Below are 19,625 nucleotides of genomic sequence, written 5' to 3' on the forward strand. Positions count from 1 at the left end.
CCGACCAAAACAAAAAAGGGGAATTCGCCATGAAGAACATCATGCTTTCGACGGTCGCCGCAATCACGGTCCTCGTCGCCACCACCGCGAGCGCCGCGGACAAGGAAGAATGCAAGGCCGTCCGCATGTCCGATCTCGGCTGGACCGATATCGCACTGACCAACACGACGGCGGAAATCCTGCTCAAGGCGCTCGGCTACGAGCCCACCCAAACCTTGCTCGCACTCAACGTCACCTTCGATTCCCTCAAGCGCCACGACATCGATGTCTTTCTCGGCAATTGGCGCCCGGTGCAGGACATCGACTACAAGGCCTATTTCGACGATGGCTCTGTCATTCCCCTCGTCACCAATCTCGAAGGCGCGAAATATACGCTCGCCGTGCCTAAATACGTCTCCGATGAAGGCGTAAAGAGTTTCGACGACCTCGCCGCGCACGGCGATAAATTCGGCTACAAGATCTACGGCATCGAGCCGGGCTCCAACAAGCCACTGGTCGATATGCTGGCAGCCAAGGCGCATGGGTTCAACGAGGATTGGGAGCTCGTGGAGTCGAGCGAAGCGGCGATGCTCGCTCAGGTCCGGCGCGCCGTCGGCAACAAGGAATGGATCATTTTCCTCGGCTGGCAGCCACATCCGATGAACGTCAACATGGAAATGACCTATCTCTCGGGTGGCGACGCAGAGTTCGGCCCGAATTTCGGCGGCGCAACGGTCCGGACGATTGTCCGCAAAGGCTATCCGGAGGATTGCCCCAATGCGACGAAGTTCTTCACCAACCTGAAGTTCGACATCACCTACGAAAATACCGGCATGAACATGATCATGACCGACGGCATGGAAACCACCGATGCCGCCAAGAAGATGATGCAGGAGCACCCCGAGAAAGTCGCCGAATGGCTCGATGGTGTGACCACCATCGACGGCAAGCCGGGGCTTGATGCCGTCAAGGCAGAACTCGGGATCGGCCAGTGAACTCAGATCATGACATGACGATGCGGGCGGCGGTCCTCAAGGTCTTTGGACAGCCGCTCGAGACCACGCGCGTGGCGATACCGGAACCCGGTCCCGGCCAGATCCTCGTTCGGCTCACGGCATGCGGTGTCTGCCATTCCGATGTCCACATCTGGAAAGGCGATATGGCGCAGGTCGAGGCACCCTCGCCTTTCATCCTCGGCCACGAAGGCGTGGGCGAGATTGTAGGTGTCGGCCTCGGCGTGGAGGGTTGGGCGATCGGCGATGCGGCCGGTGTGCCGTGGCTGCACGACACCTGCTCCCATTGCGATGAATGCCGCGATGGCGAGGAACCCTTCTGCCAGCACCAACGCGCCCATGGCCTGAATGTCCCCGGCGCCTTTGCCGAATATGTCATCGCCGACGCACGCTTTGCGGTGGCACTCGCGCCCGGCATGGACCCGGTGAAGACTGCGCCCGTCATGTGTGCCGGCGTCACCGCCTATGGCGCAATCCGCCGGGCGAGCCTGAAAGCTGGCGAGACCTGCGCGATCTTCGGCTGCGGCGGCCTGGGCCTCTATGCGATTCAGATCGCCAGCCGGCTCGGAATCAAGGTGCTGGCGGTCGATCGCGACCCGGCGAAACTGGAACTCGCCCTACGTTATGGCGCTGAGTCAACCGAGGTCGCCGATGCCGGGCTGGTCGCAAGGCTGGCAAGCCGCGATCCGAAGTTCCACGCCTGCATCAACTTCGCACCCACGGCGGCCACATGGGATGCGATGATTGCCGCCATCCGCCCGCGCGGTCGCATCGTCGCGGCGGCGCTGGTGTCGAAACCGGTGGCTTTGAGCCAGGAATGGTTAACCTCGACCGGCGTCACGATCACCGGCACCAGTGTCGGCAACCGCGAGGAAATGCGCGCGGTCGTCGCCATGCATCAGGCAAAACCCTTCGCAACCGAGATCGAGGAAATCAAGCTCGATGACGCCTCGCTGGCCTTGTCGGCTCTCGATGCCGGAACGGCGAAAGGCCGCTTCGTAATCCGTTTCTGAATGCCTCGAACGACCTCTATCGTGACGCCAGCATCTCTTCGATCGCCTCCGCCGCGGCTTTCCGATTGCGCTCGTCGATGCCGGTCGGCCCGGCGGATTTCGCGTAGGCCACAAGGGCTGCGAGCGTCGTGTCGTCACAGCCTTCCTCGCCGAGCCCCTTGATCTTCGCCCGGTTGCCGGCGTCGAGTACCGCTTCGCAGGCGCCTGGCGCGAAGATGAACTGCTTGAGAAGACCACCCAGCGTCAGGGCATCCTGAATACGCTTGTCGTCGCGGATGGTGGCGATCACCGCCTGGCCGAACTCCCGGCTCTTGCCGTCCTGGTAGATCTGCGTGGTGTTGAAGATGAATTCGAACTCCACTTTTTCCGCCTGCGGCGGCTTGGTCACCATCAGGTCGAGGCCGTAGCGGGTGATTTCCGTGGCCGAGACGACCCGGCGCACCATCGCGGATTGATGATAGTTCGGCAGCAGTGCCCAGCGCGCGTCGATATTGCCATATTGCGCCAAAGTGTTGACCTTGCCGAGCGCCGCCCGCTTCTGCCGATCGTTCTTGGCGGCATTGAACTGCGCCCGGATTTTATCCCATGCGCGGCCGACCGTTTCCTTGGAAAGCAGGCCTCCGGTTTCCTGCGCCGGCTGGTCTGTTTCAGTGGAGACCTCCGCCGATGCCTCCTGCACAACAGGCGCCTGGCCCTCGACCCAATCGGCAAGCGCCTTGCGCACGTCGGGACCCCAGAAGCCCTCGGGCTCGCCCTTCAGGAAACCATCCCGCGAAAGCCGTTTCTCGATGGCGACCTTGATCTCCGGCGGAAATGCCTTGCCGAGCCCGACAAGATTGTTCTCGTCCAGCCCGGCTGGCGCTTCGCGGAACGCGTTCATGATCGCTTCGGCCACGGCATCGGTGCCGGCCTCCATTGCCCTGCCCATGAACAGGCCCATGAACTCCATCTCGGCCGCGTTCTCGGGGGCAATTCCAAGTCCGTCCCACCGGCGGTCGTACCCATCGTTGTAGAGCGCGATGCGCCAGGTGATGCCCTCTTCGAGAGTCATCAGGCGGTCAAACGTATCGAAGGTGAAAGCGTTGGTGATCCGCTTCTTGGCTGCCAGTGAGCCAAGCTTTGCGGCCTTGCGCCAGGCTTCGAGGCGCTTCCGGCTGTCCTTCCGCACACCCTTTCCATCGCTATAGGCATCGCCGAGCAGCAGCAGCGCCCTGACATTGTCGCGCTCCGCCGCCTGGATCAGCATGTCGGTCGCCGCGCGGTCGTCCTGCGGATAGAGCGCGCCTGCCCGCAGGAATTTCGACTTGAGCAGGAATGCCTCGGCCTCGCCCTTGTTGATGCCGTCCTCGATCAGCGCCATCAGCTCGGCATCGGAAAGCCCGTCTTCCTGCCGCATCGGCCGATAGCTGGTCGAGCCGAGATTGGAATATTGCGTCGAGGCATAGAGCCAGAGCGCCTCGCGGTTGCCCGCGTCCGAGAGCGGCTTCACCAGCGCTCGCGCACCGGGCTCATCGGAGAATTGCGAATTGTCGGAGAGTTTGAGCTTGGCGAGCGCTATCGCCGCCTCGCTATCGCCCGCACTGATCTGCCTCTCCAGCCCGTCGATGAGTTGTTCCGGCCGGTCGAGCCGCGGATGATAATCGAGCAGAAGCGTTGCGAGGCGAACACGATCCTCGGCAATATAGGATTTCGCCAGCGCCTGGATGGCCTCCTGTGGCCTGTAGCCGACAATCTTGCCTGACAGCAGAATGTTCCCCAGCACGCTCATCGCCGCGCCGTTGTTTTTCATGTCAGGCGCGCGGACCATTTCGAGTGCCCGCTTGCCGTCCTCCGGCCCGCCCTCGCCCTTGGCGAGCATGTCCGCAAGGATCGGAACCATGCGCTTGTCGGTCTTGGCGCCTTCTTCAAGGATTTCGCGCGCCCGCACCGGGTCTTTGCGCGTACCACGGCCGGCGCGAAGCGATTTGACGACAACATCGGTAGACCAACTGGCGTCCTCGCCTCCTGACTTCATGTCGGCTTCGACAATGCGAAACGCCATGCGATTCTCGGTGGCCGAGAAGCCATCCTCCTCAAGCGTCGTCCAGGCGATCATCACAGGCATGCGCGCCCGGGACTTGACGTCGTAGTCGGTCATCTCGATGCCCTGCGGCGGGGCGCCTTCCAGCCGGCGCGCCCATCTGACCACCTGCTTGAGATCACGCTTGGCCATGCTGGAGCCGCGATAGGCAATCATCATGTCCTGGATCGCCGCCATATGGCCCTGCTCGGCCGCCTTGTTCAGTGCTGTCCAGGCCTCGTCGCGCGAGATCTCCATCATCGAGCTTTCGGTGCTATCGGGATTGAGACGGAATAGCTGGTAGAGCAGGTATTGCGCCTCGGCACTGCCGTCACCGGCCATCTTGCGCACCTGCGGAGTCAGCAATTGCAGGTTGGATTCGCCAAGTGCCATCGTCGTCCGGAGCCATTGCAGGTGCTGCCGCTTCTCCTTCGGCGCGCCGACCCAGGCCTGCTGGCATTTTTCCTGTAGCGCCTTGAGCTTGGCCTTGTCGAAATCCGCCGGGAACAGCTCGATATATTGCACCGGCGGCGCCTTGGCGGTGAAGTCGAGTGGTGCTGTGGCGCCCTTGTCACAAGCCTCGACGGCAACTGCGATCTCCCGGGCCTCACGCTCCTTGCGGGCGGCATCGTCATTGGCCGTCTGGGCAAAGGCCGATGGGCTCAAGCAGGAAAGCGACACCGCGGAAGCAAGTGAAAGTGCTGCAAAGCGAACCAGATGTGACATGACCGTTCCTTCCATGGACGCGGCCGCCACGCCGCCGTCAAAGACTACATGTTCTGCATTCGACCAATCGCCGACCGGGCAGCCCGGCCTCGCAATGAAAAGACGACGTATCTTTCGCGCCAATTATTCGGCGGCGATTGTAACACGAGGAAGTCGGCGGGTTGAACCGGGGCGCTCGATTCCGGCTCAGGTGCTGCCAATGGAAACTGCCAAACGCCAATCAGTATTATTTATTGACCGGGAAATTCTTGTTCCAGACAACAAGCGCCGGATTAACAAAGCTAAAACGAGTCTTCGTTATCATTGGTATCCTTGATTATACCGGAAGGCTTATGAACCGCGATGAATGGCGTTTGGGCACAATTTGCCGGCAATCTTGCCTTCGTGGGTCTGGCGATTTCGCTCTGGGCGCATGTGTCCATCTGGTTTCAGCGCGAATTGGGCAACTACAGCAGGATGGCGTTCGGGGTAGCGGCAGGCGCCACTTCGATCGGCTCCATCCTGCTCGCCGTCCAATTCAGTCCCGGCGTCTATATTGACCTGCGTTTTCCGCCCATCGCACTCGCCGGCCTGTTCGGTGGACCGATCACGGCAATCGTCGCTGCCTTGATGGCGGTGACGTTCCGCATCGCCATTGGCGGTGCGGCGATGACCGAAGGCGTCATGGCGATTGCGATCGTTGCCGGCATCGGTGCAGCGATCAATTTCTACAGCAGGAAAAGATCGCCGGTTCTCTCGGATGTCGCGATCCTGACCGGAGCGATCGGTGTCGCATTGGTCGTGATGCTGATCGTGTTTCCCACTCTCGCCAAGGTGCATGCCCTTCAGCTCATCGGCCAGCCGATGATCGGTTTCAATTGCCTGGCGACCGCTCTTTGCGGTTTCATCATATTGAAAACCGAGCACCTGGAGCTCGAGCGGAGCATGCTGGGGACATCCTTTTCGCAAGCCCCGGACTACCTTTACATCAAGGACCGTGACAGCCGGTTCATCATCGTCAACGAGAACATGGCGAAGCTCTACCGGCACCGCACGTCCTCGGAATTGACCGGACTGACCGATTTCGATCTCCACGCAACGCTGCTCGCCGAGGAACTCTACCATGGTGAACAGGAACTGATGCGAACCGGCGTGCCGCTGATCGACTCGCTCGAGCACATCGGCGATCGGTACATGCTGGCCTCCAAGGTTCCGGTCCGCAACAAGGAAGGCCGCGTGATCGGCCTCGCCGGCATTACGCGTGACATCACCGAACGCACCGCGCTTGAACGCGAACTGCGCGAAAGCAAGAACCTGCTGTCGCATGCCATGGCCGGCATGTCCGATGGCTTTGCCATGTTCGACAAGAAGGGCTTCCTAATCTTCTGCAACGAGCAGTATCGCGAAGCCTTCCCGCTTTCGAGCGATGCACGCGTGGTCGGCGCCCATATCAGCGACATCTTGCGCCGGATCGCCGAGACCCGCGAACGGCTGGACATACCGACCGAGAACATCGAAGACTGGATCAAGGCCGCCGGCGCCACTCTGCATCGCAACAAGGACGAAGAAATCCAGCTCCACAACGGCGACTGGCGCAGCATCCGCACGCGGCTTGCCGACAATGGCACGGCCATCGTCGCGGTCTCGGATATCACCGCAACGAAGCAGGCGGAAATCGCCCTGAGGATATCGGCCGAACAGTTGAAGAACCTCGCCGAAACGGACGGACTGACAGGTATCGTCAACCGCCGGGCTTTCGACGAAGCATTCATGCGTGAACTGGCGCGGAGCGCCCGCAACCGGAAGCCCCTCAGCCTGCTGATGATCGATATCGACCGCTTCAAGGCCTATAACGACACCTACGGCCATCTCGCAGGCGACCAATGCCTGCGCGTCATCAGCAAATGCCTCCTCCAGTCTGCGCGGCGTCCCGTGGATATCGTCGCGCGCTACGGCGGCGAGGAATTCGTGGTCCTGCTTCCCGAAATCGATGAGGAAGGCGCGATGGTGGTAGCCGAGCTATTCGCGCACTATCTGAGCGAGGAAAACATCGCTCACATCAAGAGCGAATTCGGAAAGGTTACCGCGAGCATCGGCATATCCTCCGAGACCGGGCTTATCCTCCGAACCGAACCCAGCCGCCTTCTATCGATCGCAGATGCCGCGCTCTATGATGCCAAGGCACAAGGGCGAAACCGCATCATCTATCGCTCGCGGGAAGAGGCAGAGGACAAGAAGGCCGGCTGACGGCCGCTACCAATAAAAAGCCGAGGCAGTTTCCTGCCCCGGCTTGTCCACCCACTACAGCGGATGACTTGATAGTTTAGTTCACAGCCTTGTCGACCAGCTTGTTCTTGCCGATACCCGCGACGCCGAAGGCGCGCAGAACAAGAATGCCTGGAGCGGCAGGCCTAGTTCACAGACTTGTCGACCAGCTTGTTCTTGCCGATCCAGGGCATCATGCCGCGCAGCTTGGCGCCGACTTCCTCGATCTGGTGGCTGTCGTTGTTGCGGCGGATACCCTTGAAGCGCGATGCGCCGGCGCGGTATTCCTGCATCCATTCGGAGGTGAACTTGCCGGTCTGGATGTCCTTGAGCACGCGCTTCATTTCGGCCTTTGTCTCGGCGGTGATGATGCGCGGACCGGAGACATATTCGCCCCACTCCGCCGTGTTGGAGATCGAGTAGTTCATGTTGGCGATGCCGCCTTCATAGATCAGGTCGACGATCAGCTTCACTTCGTGCAGGCATTCGAAATAGGCCATCTCCGGTGCGTAACCGGCTTCGGTCAGCGTTTCGAAACCAGCGCGTATCAGTTCGACGAGGCCGCCGCAGAGGACGACCTGCTCGCCGAACAGGTCGGTTTCGCACTCTTCGCGGAAATTCGTCTCGATGATGCCGGAACGGCCGCCGCCAACGCCACAGGCGTAGGAGAGCGCGAGTTCAAGCGCATTGCCCGAAGCGTTCTGATGAACGGCGACCAGGCACGGCACGCCGCCGCCCTTCTGGTATTCGCCACGCACCGTGTGGCCCGGGCCCTTGGGCGCGATCATCACGATGTCGACGGAGCTCTTCGGCTCGATCAGGCCGAAATGGATGTTGAGGCCATGGGCAAATGCGATCGCGGCGCCATCACGCAGGTTCGGAGCGATGTCAGCCTTGTAGATGTCGGCCTGCAGTTCGTCCGGGGTCGCCATCATCAAAAGGTCGCCCCACTTGGCGGCATCGGCGACGGTCATCACCTTGAAGCCATCGGCCTCGGCCTTCTTGATGGTCGGCGAGCCGGCCTTCAGCGCGATGACGACGTTGTTGGCGCCGGAATCCTTCAGGTTCAGCGCATGCGCGCGGCCCTGCGAACCATAGCCGACGATGACGACGTTCTTCGATTTGATGAGGTTGAGATCGGCATCACGATCGTAATAGACGCGCATTTGAATGTCCTTCCCTGTGCTGTCTTTTGAATGAATTGAGCGGTGTCAGGCCGCCATCCCCTTGCCCGTTCCGTAGAGCGAAAGGAAGGCATTGACCCCCCTCTCCGCCCGCCGGCCGAATTCCTTCCTGATCCCGGAGACATCCTCCCCGAGCATCATGCGAACATGCAGGTCCCGCACGATCAGTCCGTATAGCGTCTCATACGCCTCGTTGGCATCGTCGAATGCGACAAGCCCGGCGCGCTTGGCGGATATCAGCAATGCCGTGGCGCGTCTACCGATCTGGCGGCGTCCGCGCTGCAAAAGCATCTCGCCAAGTTGCGAGGAATCCCTGCTCGCCTGGCCGATCGCCAGACGATTGAGCGCCAGCGATACATCGCCGGAGAGCACATCGAGCAGCCCGGTGGCAAAATCGTTGAGCAGCTTCTCCAGGCCCGGCCGCGTGAGATTCGCCTGCGCGCCGTCGCCCGTGCGCACCTTCGATGCCTGGTAGGCGATCATCGCCTCCATCAGGCCGTCGCGGTCGCCGAACCACTTGTAGAGGCTTTCCTTGGAGCAATTGGCGGCGCGCGCCACGCCGGCGGTGGTCAGTGCCTTCTCCCCGCCCGATACGAGCAGTCGCAAGGCCTCTTCCAGCACCGCGTTCTGGCGCGGCGAAAAGCTTTCGGGTCCTGATGTGTCTGTCGTATTCAGCATGGCAAATCCGTCAGTACCGTACGGTACGGTTCGTGCGATTTATGCGCTGATCTTGCAAAGGCGTCAAGAGACCTTCAGCAAGATTTCTCGATTAGTGTCCGAACGGTTTCAGGCCCGCCCAACCTCGAACACCGATTTTGGGCGGGTCGACGATCCGAATTTGCCAACGGTGATAATGATACCAGGAAATGAGATGGAAGCTCTTCTTAAGCCTTCCGCTCTCCTGCCACCAAGCCATTAAGGCCTCAGGAGACTCCATGTCCTTCGGTTGATACTGAAAGGGCATGCCGCGCGCATTCAGATCAATAAGCTTTGCGAAGAGATCATCGTTTTCCCACAAACGGCCCTCATTCGAGAACTGGATCCTCTCCGCTTCCTCATAAATGCCGTCGTCATTTTCGTAATCAATTACAATAAAGCTTCTTGAAATATGGGAGACGCTTTTCGGGGCACGCTCTCCCGCGCCTCCGACATGAAACGGTTTCGGCTCAGTTCTTCCATCATACCAATTCACCTAACTCTCTCCCTTGTTATTGTTACCCTTCACCCAATCCACAAACGCCCTCAGTGGCGCCGGCATATGGCGCCGGCTCGGGTAGTAAAGATACGGCCCCGAGAATGGTTGCTGCCAATCCGGCAACACCTCCACCAGCGCGCCGCTTTTGAGATACGGCCGGATGAAATCCTCGAATGTGGCGATAATGCCGAGCCCGCCACGGGCAGCCGCGAGCTCGAGCTCGATCGTATTGGCAATCAGCGTCTCGGGCGGACTGACCCGGATCACGGCCCCATCCCGCTCGAACTCCCAGCTATTCAGCCGGCCACTTTCGAAGCGGTGCCGTATGCATGTATGTTCGGCCAGGTCGCGCGGGTGGCAAGGCATGCCGCGCCGCGCGAGATAATCCGGTGATGCCGCCACGCAGAAGCGCTGCATTCTCGGCCCGATCGGGATCGCGATCATGTCGAGATCGAGGCTTTCGTCATAACGGATGCCGGCATCGAAGCCCGCCGCGAACACGTCCATGAATGTATCCCTGCCCTCGACCTCTAGGATGATCCCGGGATAGGCCTTGAGAAACGGTATGACGATATCCGGCAGGATCTCGCGCGCCACCACGCTCGGCACATTGAGTCTCAGCCGCCCGGCAGGACTTGAATCCGAGCTTCTCACCTGCTCCAGCGCGCCGGATATATCCGAAAGCATCGGCGTGACACGATCAAGCAGCCGCTGGCCCGCGTCGGTCGGCGTGACGCTCCGCGTCGTACGATTCAAGAGTCGCGTGTCGAGCTTGGCCTCCAGTCGTCGCACCGCCTCGCTCAACGCAGAAGCCGACACGCCGCGTAAAGCCGCAGCTTTGCGGAAATTGCGCTGCTCGGCGACGCCAGCGAACGCTTCGAGATCGGCAAGCGGCAAGTCCTTCATTGTACAAAATTCCGCACAGGTTGTTCGATCTGAAATGGATTATCGCACATGCCGCAAGGGAGTAAAAGACGTCAATCCAACAGCCAGTGAGCAAGGAGAACCACCCATGAAATACGTTCAACTCGGAAAAGCCGGCCCGCAAACCTCCGCCTTCGGCCTCGGCTGCATGGGCATGTCGGGCATGTATGGTCCCTCGGATCGCGCCGAAAGCCTCGCCACCCTGCACGCCGCCGTCGATGCCGGCATCACGCTGCTCGATACCGGCGATTTCTACGGCATGGGCCATAACGAGATGCTGATCGGCGAGGCGCTGCGCGACATTCCCCGCGACAAGGTCCAGCTCAGCGTCAAGTTCGGCGCCCAGCGCGACCCCGCCGCCGGATGGATCGGCTTCGACGCCCGCCCGGCGGCGGTCAAGACGGCACTGGCTTATACGCTGACCCGCCTCGGCGTCGATTACATCGACATCTACCGCCCCGCCCGCCTCGATCCCAGCGTGCCGGTCGAAGACACGATCGGCGCCATCGCCGATATGGTGAAGGCCGGCTATGTCCGCCACATCGGGCTCTCGGAAGTTGGTTCCGAGACGATCCGGCGCGCGGCAGCCGTCCATCCGATTGTTGATCTCCAGATCGAATATTCGCTGATGTCGCGCGGTATCGAGGAGGACATCCTGCCGACAGTTCGCGAACTCGGCATCAGCGTCACCGCCTATGGCGTACTGTCGCGTGGCCTGCTCAGCGGCAGCGCCGTGATGGGTGCCGGCGATTTTCGAGCCCACTCCCCACGCTTCCAGGGCGACAACGCCGAGCGCAACGCCGCCCTCGCTGCCGCCCTGCAGAAGGTCGCACAATCCAGGGGCATGACGGCCTCGCAGGCGGCAATCGCCTGGGTGGCGGCGCAGGGATCGGATATCGTGCCGGTCGTCGGCGCCAGAAAGCGTCACCAGCTCGAGGAATCGCTGAAAGCGCTGGATTTCTCGCTGACACGAGAAGACCTCGCAACGCTCGAAGCAGCAATCCCAAAGGGTGCCGCGGCCGGCGGCCGCTATGCCGAAGCGCAGCTCGCCCATCTCGACAGTGAGAAGCGCAAGGCTGGCTGATCCATCAAACGATCACTTGGCATAGTCTACCGGTATGCCCTGGTCGGCCTTCATCACCTCCATGGAGATGGAGGCCGACACATCGAACAGCTCCACCTTGCGGATGATCCGTTTATAGACCCGGTCATATTCCTCGACCCGTGGCAGCAGGATCTTCAGCAGGTAATCGAAATTGCCCGTCAGGCGGTGCGCTTCCACGACCTCGGGAATATCGGCGATCGATTGCCGGAATGTCTCGACCCAATCGTCGGAATGCCGTGTCGTCTTGATTAGCGCAAAAACCGTGGTCGGCACGCCCATCTTCTCGCGATCGAGCAATGCCACGCGCTTGACGACATAGCCCTCGTCTTCGAGACGTGAGATGCGCCGCGAACAGGCGGAAATCGAAAGCGACACCTTGGCCGCGATCTCCGTGACCGGCAAAGCCGCGTCGCGCTGCAGCAGTTGAAGAATCTTCCGGTCGCGCTCGTCGAGCATAGCTCTCTCCACAAACATCAAAAAAAACGCGCTATTCGCTCATATAGCGCGCTTCATTTGCTGATTTTATGTGTCTCAAGCAATTATTGCAAACAAATACGACGTTTTTCATGCGAGATTGGAACCATCAAATTCGCACCGGGAAGACACATATGAAAACGATCGGCTTGATCGGCGGCATGAGCTTCGAAAGCACCGCCGTCTATTACGACCTCCTCAACAACATGGCACGCGATCGCTTCGGTGGCCTGGCCTCGGCCGAGATCCTGCTGCATTCGGTGAATTTCGCCGACATTGTCGCGCTCCAGCAGTCCGGACGATGGGACGAAGCCGGCAAGCGCCTGTCGGCGATCGCGGCGAACCTCGAGAAAGCCGGCGCCGATTGCGTCCTGATCTGCACCAACACCATGCACAAGATCGCCGGTCAGGTGCAGGCCGCCATATCTGTGCCGCTCGTCGATATCATCGACGAAACGGCGACAGCACTGAAGGCGCGCGGCTGCAAGCGCCCTCTCCTGCTGGCTACCCGCTATACGATGGAAGACGGCTTCTATCATGCGCAGATGTCAAGCTATGGCATCGAGGTCATGACATCGGAAAAGGCGGGCCGCGACCGCATCCATTCGATCATCTTCGACGAACTCTGCAAGGGCAAGGTGCTCGACAGTTCGCGTGCCGAAATGCTCGCGATCATCGACGCGGCAAGATCGACCGGCGCCGACAGCATCATCCTCGGCTGCACCGAGATCTGCCTCCTGCTCGATCCCAACCACCTGCCGCTCCCCGGCGTGGATTCGACGCTCGTCCATTGCCAGGCCGCCAGCGAGTTTGCCTTCACCGACGACACGGCATTGGACGGCGTCAGGAAATATGCATAATCCCCACTAGGACTGATCGACATTCAGCTTAGGCCGAGGCGAAAATGGTGGTTTTCGAGAACCGGAGCGGAGCGTACTTAAGGTACGTGAGCACCGGAAGCGCAGAAAATCGCCATTTGCAGACCGGCATCAGCTGAATGACGATCGGTCCTAAACCGGGGGAGAATTGCATGAAACGACTGGCTCTGATTTCCGCCTGCGCGTTGATCGCGCTGGCGCCGCTCGCCGCCACGGCTGCCGAGAACCGCTGCGGCTGGGTCCAGAACCCGACGCCCGGCAATTGGTGGCTGACCGATGGTGACGGTCAATGGACGATCATGACGCAGGGAAGCTACGAGGCTCCGGGCATGGAGCATATCGGCGACATCTCGGCCGGAGACTATATCGCCACCAACGGCAATTACGGCTATGCCTGTGGCTGCATGCAGGTCGATACCGACGGACAGGGCACGATCCTGCAGATCAATTCGTTCCGTCAATTGTCCATCGGCAAATGCGAAAACGACGAGGCGCTTCCGGCCCCGAACTGAGCCGGCTCGTCGGTAGCATGTTGCTCCGCTACGGATCGTACCATGATGGCGACCTCGGTACGGAACTGCTCCGGGCTGGGAACGTGCCGCTGGGTCGCGTGATAGATCTCGATCCGGCAACCATAGCCCACGCCATCAGGCGTTTCGACCGTATCCCACTCGACGCCATTATGGTGGGCCCAGCCGTTGAGCATCGCATTGACCTCCCTAAGCTTTTCGAAGGGACCGGTCCATTCCATCGACATAAAGGTGCCGGAGGGCAGCATGCTCGCGCGCACGGGGCCGCCGCCGGTATGGAGACGATCGGTGAAATATCCGAACTCCATGTCCAGCCCACCATCACGATCGACCGCCATGTATCGCATGAAGCCGGGACCGACACCGGTGATCCCGCGTGCCGCAACGAAATCCCTTAATTCGCCATAGAACAGGATCGCCTGTTTGGCCAGGTTCCGACGCGAAAGCCGGGACCGGATGTAAAGATACGGTTGTTTCTTGCGACGCACTTTCGCAGGCAAAGTCAGCATAACGGCGCCCCATTCGCGATCTAATCAGTCTATGGTAATCAGAAAATTGTGATCTTTGATCATATTTATGTACTATCGCACTCAACAAAAGAAAAGACCCAAAGATGGACTTATCCAAGGGCTATTTTATCGCTTGATCCAATCGCGTTCCTTAAGGCCGGTGGCCGAGAACGGATCGAGCATCGTACCCGAAACGAGCGATGCCAGAAAGCGCGGCGCGGGCGGTATCCGGGCCACCGTGGAGACGACCTGGTCGCGTATAAACGACAGCGCGCGTGAATCGCCCTGATAGAACGGTGTGAACATGCGCGAGAAAAGCTGGAACAGACGCACATGGTTACGCCGGCCACGGCAATAGCGGTCGATGGCCTGGTCGATATTGGCCTTTGTTGCCAGCCCATGCGCCAGTGCGGCGGCATCGAGCAGTGCCATATTGGCGCCTTGCCCCAATTGCGGGCTGGTGCAATGGGCCGCATCGCCGATGAAAACCACCCTGCCCCGCGCCGGTCGGGCGAGTGTGCGGTGTTGGTAGCGCGCGAGCGTCAGCTGTTCCCAACCGGTAATCTCCTCCAGCATGACGGACGCCTCCGGCCAGTAGCCGCGAAGCCGGGCCTTCCATGCGTCAATCCCGTCGGCCCTGGTCCGATCCGCCTCGGCGATCTTCTGGCTCCAGAAGAAAGCGACCTTCTCGCGGCCATCAGGCGTCAGCCTTCCTACGGGCAGCACGCCGATCATGACGCTTGCATGCTCATAGCGCTGGACAAGCGCGTTCGGCTCGTAGGGCATATCAGCCGCATCGAGCGTCGCCCAAAAGGCCCCATAGGCAAGCTCGACCGAGACGTCATCGGGACAAAGCGCATTCATCAACTGCGAACGCGAGCCGGTGGCGTCGATCGCCAGGCAATAAGGCCCTGATGTGCTGCCATCCGACAGCACCAGCACCGGCGCGCTCTCGATGTCGCGAACGCCAACGACCTGCCGGCCGGTCAGGATCGGAATGCCCTCGCGGACAAAGGCGTCATGCAGGGTCTCGAACAGGGCCGCACGCTGCACCGCCAGCCCGAAACGACCGAAAGGACCGGCTCCATAGTGAACATCGAGCACTGGCCGGCCGGTTTTCGCATCCGTGCCCCAGAGCCGGTCGATCCGGTGCCCCAGCGACATGATGCGGTCATAGAGGCCGAGGTGATGGAGGACCGTCAGCCCCGTCGGCTGCAGGATGAGACCCGAACCGACAGGCGCCGGCTCGGAAAACCGCTCGATGACCTCCACCTCATGGCCGGCGCGTGTCAGCATCAGCGCCATGGCGAGACCCGCCGGTCCCGCGCCGCATATCGCAATCTTGTTCATCTTGCCCGCATTGTTGTTCAGCTGGGCAACGCGACAGCCCGGCTAGATATTCTCCCCCAATGCGCGGCGATAGCGGCGCACCGTCTCGGCCATGCCATATTCCAGCGCGTCCGCTGTCAAGCCGTGGCCGATCGAAACTTCGGCGAGTGCGGGAATGTGTCGGCAAAGCAGCGGCAGATTGGCAACGGTAAGATCATGGCCCGCATTGACTTCGAGCCCGAGCGATATCGCATGCGCCGCGGTCTCGCCCAGCATATCAGCCCAGCGCGCGGCGCCTGCGGGATCATCGTAGCAGCCGCCATAGGGGCCGGTATAGAGCTCGATCCGGTCCGCACCCACCGCCTTGGCGGTATCGATCTGCTCCACGCTGCTGTCGCCGTCAGCAAACAGCGAGACGCGCATGCCGGCCTTTTTCAGCCGCGCCGAGATCACAGTCAGGTGCTCGCAATTGGCTATGAAATCCCAGCCGTGATCCGATGTCGCCTGCGCCGGGTCATCCGGCACCAAGGTGACTTGGTCCGGCTTGTGGGTCTCGACCAGTTCAAGGAAATCCTCCGACGGATAACCCTCGATATTGAATTCGCAACCGGGGAAATCCTCGGAGATCAATGCCCGCAACTCAGGCACGTCGGTGAAGCGCACATGCCGCTCGTCCGGCCTCGGATGCACCGTCAGTCCCGCCGCCCCCGCTTCGAGCGCGATACGCCCGAAACCCACCACACTTGGCCATGGCAGTTCACGGCGGTTCCTGAGCATCGCGATGGCATTGAGGTTCACGGAGAGATGGGCAGTCATGGGCGGGTCCGGTCCTGAAGTGTTGCAAGATCAGTACCGCATCGAATTCATGGCCGCCACCGACATTTCGTGAAGCATCGATTGAATTGATTGATGGTTTCCGCGGACCATGCCGCAACCGTCGCGTGAAACTGATGTCAGGCTTTCCCTGACCCTGACTTAATCGGCTCAAGCCGGACAAGAATTAAGGATTTCGCGATTTCCGGATTCGCGTATAAGGTTAACCGTGCCCGAAGCCGGGAGGCCCGCCGCATTCCTCAGGGATTGCAGGTGGTTCGGATCGGGCAGCCGAAAATGCCGGTCAACGGCTTAGGGATATCTCAACGAGCGTCGGCAATACGGCGCCAAAGTCATCAGCAGCAGTGTCACTCGGGTTCTCCGAGAACCCTCTTGCATGTCCCTAAGTACGCGGCGTTACGCGGTGACTGCAGGTTGGAGCGATTTGAGGGGCGCGACTGGCATGCACGCACACTACAGGCCTTATGGTAACGACGCTGAAAACAAGGGAAGCACGCAATTCTTCCCCGCCATTCCATTACCGCAAAAACTCCCCAGCAAACCGGTTGCCATCGCTGATATGGCGAACATATTCGGGGTTACGCACCGTACGTTGCATTTCTACGAAGAAAAAAAGCTGCTGCAGGCCGATCGTATCGGGGCGATGCGTATCTACGGCCCGCATCAGATCATGGTCATGGCGCTGATCAATCTCTGCCGCGAAACCGGCATGGCGATCGTCCAGATCCAGGAACTGCTGTCCGAACTGGCCGAGACGACCTCACAGCACGAAGCCGACAAACTGTTCCGCGATGCGATGCTGGCCCAGAGGCGCGAACTGATCAGCAGCGAATCCCTGATCCGCCGGCAAATGCAGCAGATCAGCGAAATCCTCGATCACGAAAGCCCCGATAGCGACGATAGCAGCGACAACCTGGCCGCGCGGACGCCCTTCCTCACCGAGTTCGAACTGCATTGTCTCCGCCTGATGTCGGAAGGCTACACGCCGCTCAGGATCAGCAACGCCACCGGCCGTGGCATCGACGACATCCTGACCGTCGAAAACGCCATCATCCGCAAATTCGGCTCCACCAACCGCTTCCAGGCAGTGGCAAAGGCCGTGCTGCTGGGGCTGATCGGGGATTGATTGCGGCGTCACCTTCGGTGATCGTCACTTGACGATCGTAATCGTCTCCGCCGCCCGCGTGATCGCCGTGTAGAGCCAGCGTTCCCGCGTCTCGCGAAAAGCCCAGCCCTCGTCGAACAGCACGACATTGTTCCACTGCGAACCCTGCGCCTTGTGCACGGTCAGCGCATAGCCGTAGTCGAATTCGTCGTAGCGCTTGCGCATGTTCCAGGGGATCTCGCCATCGACCTCCTCGAAGGCGGCCTTGAGCAGCTTGATCTTGGCCGCCCCGCGATCCATGTCGTCGTCTTCAGGCCGCACCAGCAGATTGATGCCCGGCTTGGTGGTTTCACGCGAAGCCGACATCACCTGCCACAGCGAGCCGTTGAGCAGGCCCTTGACCTGGTCGTTCCTGAGGCAGACCAGCTTATCACCGGCGGCCGGATAGCTGTTGGGAAAACCCTTGAGCTCGCGAAGCCGCTGATTGTAGCGCTTGCGCGTCTTGTTGGTGCCGACGAGAACCTGGTCGGCACCGAGCACCAGTTCCTGGCTCACGCCGTCGCGGCCGATGATCTGCGCCGTGCCGTAGTCGCCATGCATGAGCTCCTTGCCCTCGCGCACCTGCATGGCAAGCTGGATGATCGGGTTGTCGCGCGCCTGGCGGTGGATCTCGGTGAGCAGATAGTCGGGCTCGTGCTCGGTAAAAAAGCCGCCGCCGGACACGGGCGGCAACTGGCCGGGATCGCCGAGCACCAGCACCTTGGTGCCGAAGCTCAACAGGTCCTTGCCGAGCGCTTCGTCCACCATCGAGCATTCGTCGATGACGATCAGCTTGGCCTTGGCGACCGGGCTTTGCCGGTTGATCGAGAACATCGGCGACATCGAGGTCTTGCCGGTCACCTCGTCCTCGACTTCTTCCTCGCCCTTCGGCCGGTAGATCAGAGAATGGATCGTCCGGGCATTGGACGCGCCGCGCGAGCGCAGCACCTGCGCCGCCTTGCCGGTGAAGGCGGCAAACAGCACGTCGCCATCGACTTCGTCGGCGAAGTGTTTTGCGAGCGTCGTCTTGCCGGTGCCCGCATAGCCGAACAGCCTGAAGACCTGGCTCCGCGGCTCCTTGAGCCATCGCGAGACAGCTTTCAGCGCCTCATCCTGCTGGGTGGAAAATTGCATGGCGCGACTTGGCAGGATTCGGGTTGATCGGGCAAGCGGAATTCACGCTGGCGACGGATCGGCGCCCAGAACGGTCGGCTTCACACATCGATATCACGGCTTGGCGAACGGTTGCGCTCGAGATCAACGCCGCCGGGAAAAGAACGAAGAAGTTCGACAAAGGATTCTTTCTTCAGAACTGTGAACACCGCCACCTTGTTTCCCACCGGATCCCTGAGATACGCCACATAGAAGGTGTCGCTGTAGTAGCTGCGCGTGCCCGGCCCGCCTTCGTCGGTACCTCCAGCAGCGAGCCCGGCGGCATGCAGCGCCTGCACCGTCTCCGGCTCCGCCGCCCGAAAGGCTGGCATCATGCCATTGCCCGGCGTTGCGACGCCACCATCGAAGGGCTTCATGACATAAATTGTACCCGGCCCATTGTCTGGGTCCACCACACCTTCCAGTGAATACCGGAGGTAGGTATCGTTGGTCTCCTTCTGATAGCCCAAGGGCAACAGCAGGGCGTCGTAGAAGGAGCCGGATGTTTCCAGGTCGTTCGCGCCGATCGTCACGTAGCCGAGCATTTCATTCTCCTTTCAGAGAACAAATTAAGAACATTTCTGCGCGAATTGCAAGAGGCGGTAAATACACCTCACTTCAACATCGGCCACAGGCTCACCACCAGCAACACCGCCATACTGACATTGAACCATTTCAACCGCACCGGATGCGATAGCCAGTCCCGCAGCAACGCGCCGAATGCCGCCCAGCCGCCCTGACAGGGCAGTGCCAGCGCCACGAAAGTGAACGAGACGATGAGCACGCTGAACAAGGGATCGGTGGGATTGGCGAAGGCTGCCATGGAAGACACCGCCATGACCCATGCCTTCGGATTGACCCACTGGAACGCCGCCGCGGCAGCCAGCGTCATCGGCGCACCGCTCGTCTTGCCGTCGCCGAGCGAGCGCGACATGCCGATCGACCACGCGATCCACAGCAGGTAGAGGCCGCCGGCAACCTTCAGCACGAGATAAAGCGTCGGCAGTGACTGGAACAGCGCACCAAGCCCGAGGCCGACCGCGATCAAGAGACTCGCGAAACCCAGTTCGATGCCGATCATGTGCGGTATCGTCCGCCGCATGCCGAAGTTCACGCCCGAGGCCAGCAGCATCATGTTGTTCGGCCCCGGCGTAATGGAGGTCGTGAACGCGAACAGGATCAGAGACAGCAAGACTTCGGGCGACATGGTTCCTCCAATAGGTCAACCTAACTGACCTAACCTGCGCCGGTCCAATGAATAGGGGTGAAACCTCCACCACTGACTTTGATAAGACGCCGCTGACACCAGTAAATCGAGGCGGGAAATTTCATT

Annotated in this window: 20 protein-coding genes; 8 read left to right on the forward strand and 12 right to left on the reverse strand. The window is 60.6% G+C overall.

Going from position 1 to position 19,625, the window contains the following annotated elements:
- Window positions 1-29 precede the first annotated feature (29 nt).
- Both choX and IHQ71_RS15640 read left to right on the forward strand, forming a co-directional pair.
- A complete protein-coding gene (gene choX, locus IHQ71_RS15635) occupies window positions 30-974 on the forward strand; it encodes a choline ABC transporter substrate-binding protein (protein ID WP_258157385.1) in 945 nt (314 codons plus the stop codon).
- Window positions 971-2,005: an alcohol dehydrogenase catalytic domain-containing protein gene (locus tag IHQ71_RS15640; RefSeq protein WP_258157386.1), complete on the forward strand. Its 1,035-nt coding sequence runs from the start codon at window positions 971-973 to the stop codon at window positions 2,003-2,005. The genes choX and IHQ71_RS15640 overlap by 4 nt, the downstream gene beginning before the upstream one ends.
- Before the next feature lie 16 nt (window positions 2,006-2,021).
- On the opposite strand, the gene IHQ71_RS15645 is transcribed toward IHQ71_RS15640, so the two are convergent.
- Window positions 2,022-4,790: a hypothetical protein gene (locus IHQ71_RS15645; RefSeq protein WP_258157387.1), complete on the reverse strand. Its 2,769-nt coding sequence runs from the start codon at window positions 4,788-4,790 to the stop codon at window positions 2,022-2,024.
- On the opposite strand from IHQ71_RS15645, the gene IHQ71_RS15650 reads away from it, so the two are divergent.
- Together IHQ71_RS15650 and IHQ71_RS15655 are read left to right on the forward strand one after the other, a co-directional pair.
- Window positions 4,789-5,106, forward strand: a complete 318-nt coding sequence (locus IHQ71_RS15650; protein ID WP_258157388.1) for a hypothetical protein — start codon at window positions 4,789-4,791, stop codon at window positions 5,104-5,106. The genes IHQ71_RS15645 and IHQ71_RS15650 overlap by 2 nt on opposite strands.
- 26 nt (window positions 5,107-5,132) lie before the next feature.
- Window positions 5,133-7,016, forward strand: coding sequence for a diguanylate cyclase (locus tag IHQ71_RS15655; RefSeq protein ID WP_258157389.1), 1,884 nt, complete (start codon window positions 5,133-5,135; stop codon window positions 7,014-7,016).
- Window positions 7,017-7,180: 164 nt separating this feature from the next.
- Here IHQ71_RS15655 and ilvC read toward each other — a convergent pair whose 3' ends face one another.
- The 4 genes from ilvC to IHQ71_RS15675 all read right to left on the reverse strand — a co-directional run bounded on the left by ilvC (window position 7,181) and on the right by IHQ71_RS15675 (window position 10,319).
- Window positions 7,181-8,200, reverse strand: a complete 1,020-nt coding sequence (gene ilvC, locus IHQ71_RS15660; RefSeq protein WP_258157390.1) for a ketol-acid reductoisomerase — start codon at window positions 8,198-8,200, stop codon at window positions 7,181-7,183.
- Between the two features lie 45 nt (window positions 8,201-8,245).
- The gene (locus tag IHQ71_RS15665; RefSeq protein WP_258157391.1) at window positions 8,246-8,896 is read right to left on the reverse strand and encodes a TetR/AcrR family transcriptional regulator; all 651 of its coding nucleotides are present in this window, start codon (window positions 8,894-8,896) and stop codon (window positions 8,246-8,248) included.
- Between the two features lie 91 nt (window positions 8,897-8,987).
- Window positions 8,988-9,410 carry a hypothetical protein gene (locus IHQ71_RS15670; protein ID WP_258157392.1) on the reverse strand — a complete coding sequence of 141 codons (423 nt, stop codon included), beginning with the start codon at window positions 9,408-9,410 and terminating at the stop codon, window positions 8,988-8,990.
- Window positions 9,411-10,319, reverse strand: a complete 909-nt coding sequence (locus IHQ71_RS15675) for a LysR family transcriptional regulator (protein WP_258157393.1) — start codon at window positions 10,317-10,319, stop codon at window positions 9,411-9,413.
- A gap of 106 nt (window positions 10,320-10,425) precedes the next feature.
- Here IHQ71_RS15675 and IHQ71_RS15680 point away from each other — a divergent pair, with 106 nt between their 5' ends.
- Complete coding sequence (locus IHQ71_RS15680; RefSeq protein WP_258157394.1) at window positions 10,426-11,421, forward strand: aldo/keto reductase; 996 nt, start codon at window positions 10,426-10,428, stop codon at window positions 11,419-11,421.
- 12 nt (window positions 11,422-11,433) lie between these two features.
- Here the strand turns inward: IHQ71_RS15680 and IHQ71_RS15685 are convergent, their stop codons facing one another.
- A complete protein-coding gene (locus IHQ71_RS15685) occupies window positions 11,434-11,898 on the reverse strand; it encodes an Lrp/AsnC family transcriptional regulator (RefSeq protein ID WP_258157395.1) in 465 nt (154 codons plus the stop codon).
- A gap of 152 nt (window positions 11,899-12,050) precedes the next feature.
- On the opposite strand from IHQ71_RS15685, the gene IHQ71_RS15690 reads away from it, so the two are divergent.
- A complete protein-coding gene (locus tag IHQ71_RS15690) occupies window positions 12,051-12,776 on the forward strand; it encodes an aspartate/glutamate racemase family protein (RefSeq protein WP_258157396.1) in 726 nt (241 codons plus the stop codon).
- 170 nt (window positions 12,777-12,946) lie between these two features.
- Window positions 12,947-13,306, forward strand: coding sequence for a DUF4087 domain-containing protein (locus tag IHQ71_RS15695; RefSeq protein WP_258157397.1), 360 nt, complete (start codon window positions 12,947-12,949; stop codon window positions 13,304-13,306).
- Here the strand turns inward: IHQ71_RS15695 and IHQ71_RS15700 are convergent.
- The 3 genes from IHQ71_RS15700 to IHQ71_RS15710 form a co-directional block, all read right to left on the reverse strand.
- Window positions 13,252-13,833: a GyrI-like domain-containing protein gene (locus IHQ71_RS15700; protein ID WP_258157398.1), complete on the reverse strand. Its 582-nt coding sequence runs from the start codon at window positions 13,831-13,833 to the stop codon at window positions 13,252-13,254. The genes IHQ71_RS15695 and IHQ71_RS15700 overlap by 55 nt on opposite strands.
- 126 nt (window positions 13,834-13,959) lie before the next feature.
- The gene (locus IHQ71_RS15705) at window positions 13,960-15,183 is read right to left on the reverse strand and encodes an NAD(P)/FAD-dependent oxidoreductase (protein ID WP_258157399.1); all 1,224 of its coding nucleotides are present in this window, start codon (window positions 15,181-15,183) and stop codon (window positions 13,960-13,962) included.
- 42 nt (window positions 15,184-15,225) lie between these two features.
- Window positions 15,226-15,978: a pyridoxine 5'-phosphate synthase gene (locus IHQ71_RS15710; protein WP_258157400.1), complete on the reverse strand. Its 753-nt coding sequence runs from the start codon at window positions 15,976-15,978 to the stop codon at window positions 15,226-15,228.
- Window positions 15,979-16,555: 577 nt separating this feature from the next.
- On the opposite strand from IHQ71_RS15710, the gene IHQ71_RS15715 reads away from it, so the two are divergent.
- A complete protein-coding gene (locus IHQ71_RS15715; protein ID WP_258157401.1) occupies window positions 16,556-17,122 on the forward strand; it encodes a MerR family transcriptional regulator in 567 nt (188 codons plus the stop codon).
- Window positions 17,123-17,146: 24 nt separating this feature from the next.
- Here the strand turns inward: IHQ71_RS15715 and IHQ71_RS15720 are convergent, their stop codons facing one another.
- From IHQ71_RS15720 to IHQ71_RS15730, 3 genes are all read right to left on the reverse strand, one after another.
- The gene (locus IHQ71_RS15720) at window positions 17,147-18,274 is read right to left on the reverse strand and encodes an ATP-dependent RecD-like DNA helicase (protein WP_258157402.1); all 1,128 of its coding nucleotides are present in this window, start codon (window positions 18,272-18,274) and stop codon (window positions 17,147-17,149) included.
- A gap of 80 nt (window positions 18,275-18,354) precedes the next feature.
- Window positions 18,355-18,837 carry a VOC family protein gene (locus tag IHQ71_RS15725; protein WP_308737847.1) on the reverse strand — a complete coding sequence of 161 codons (483 nt, stop codon included), beginning with the start codon at window positions 18,835-18,837 and terminating at the stop codon, window positions 18,355-18,357.
- A gap of 68 nt (window positions 18,838-18,905) precedes the next feature.
- The gene (locus tag IHQ71_RS15730; protein WP_258157403.1) at window positions 18,906-19,499 is read right to left on the reverse strand and encodes a LysE family translocator; all 594 of its coding nucleotides are present in this window, start codon (window positions 19,497-19,499) and stop codon (window positions 18,906-18,908) included.
- Window positions 19,500-19,625: the final 126 nt, after the last annotated feature.

This window comes from Rhizobium sp. TH2 (assembly GCF_024707525.1).
Taxonomy (GTDB): Bacteria; Pseudomonadota; Alphaproteobacteria; order Rhizobiales; family Rhizobiaceae; genus Rhizobium_E.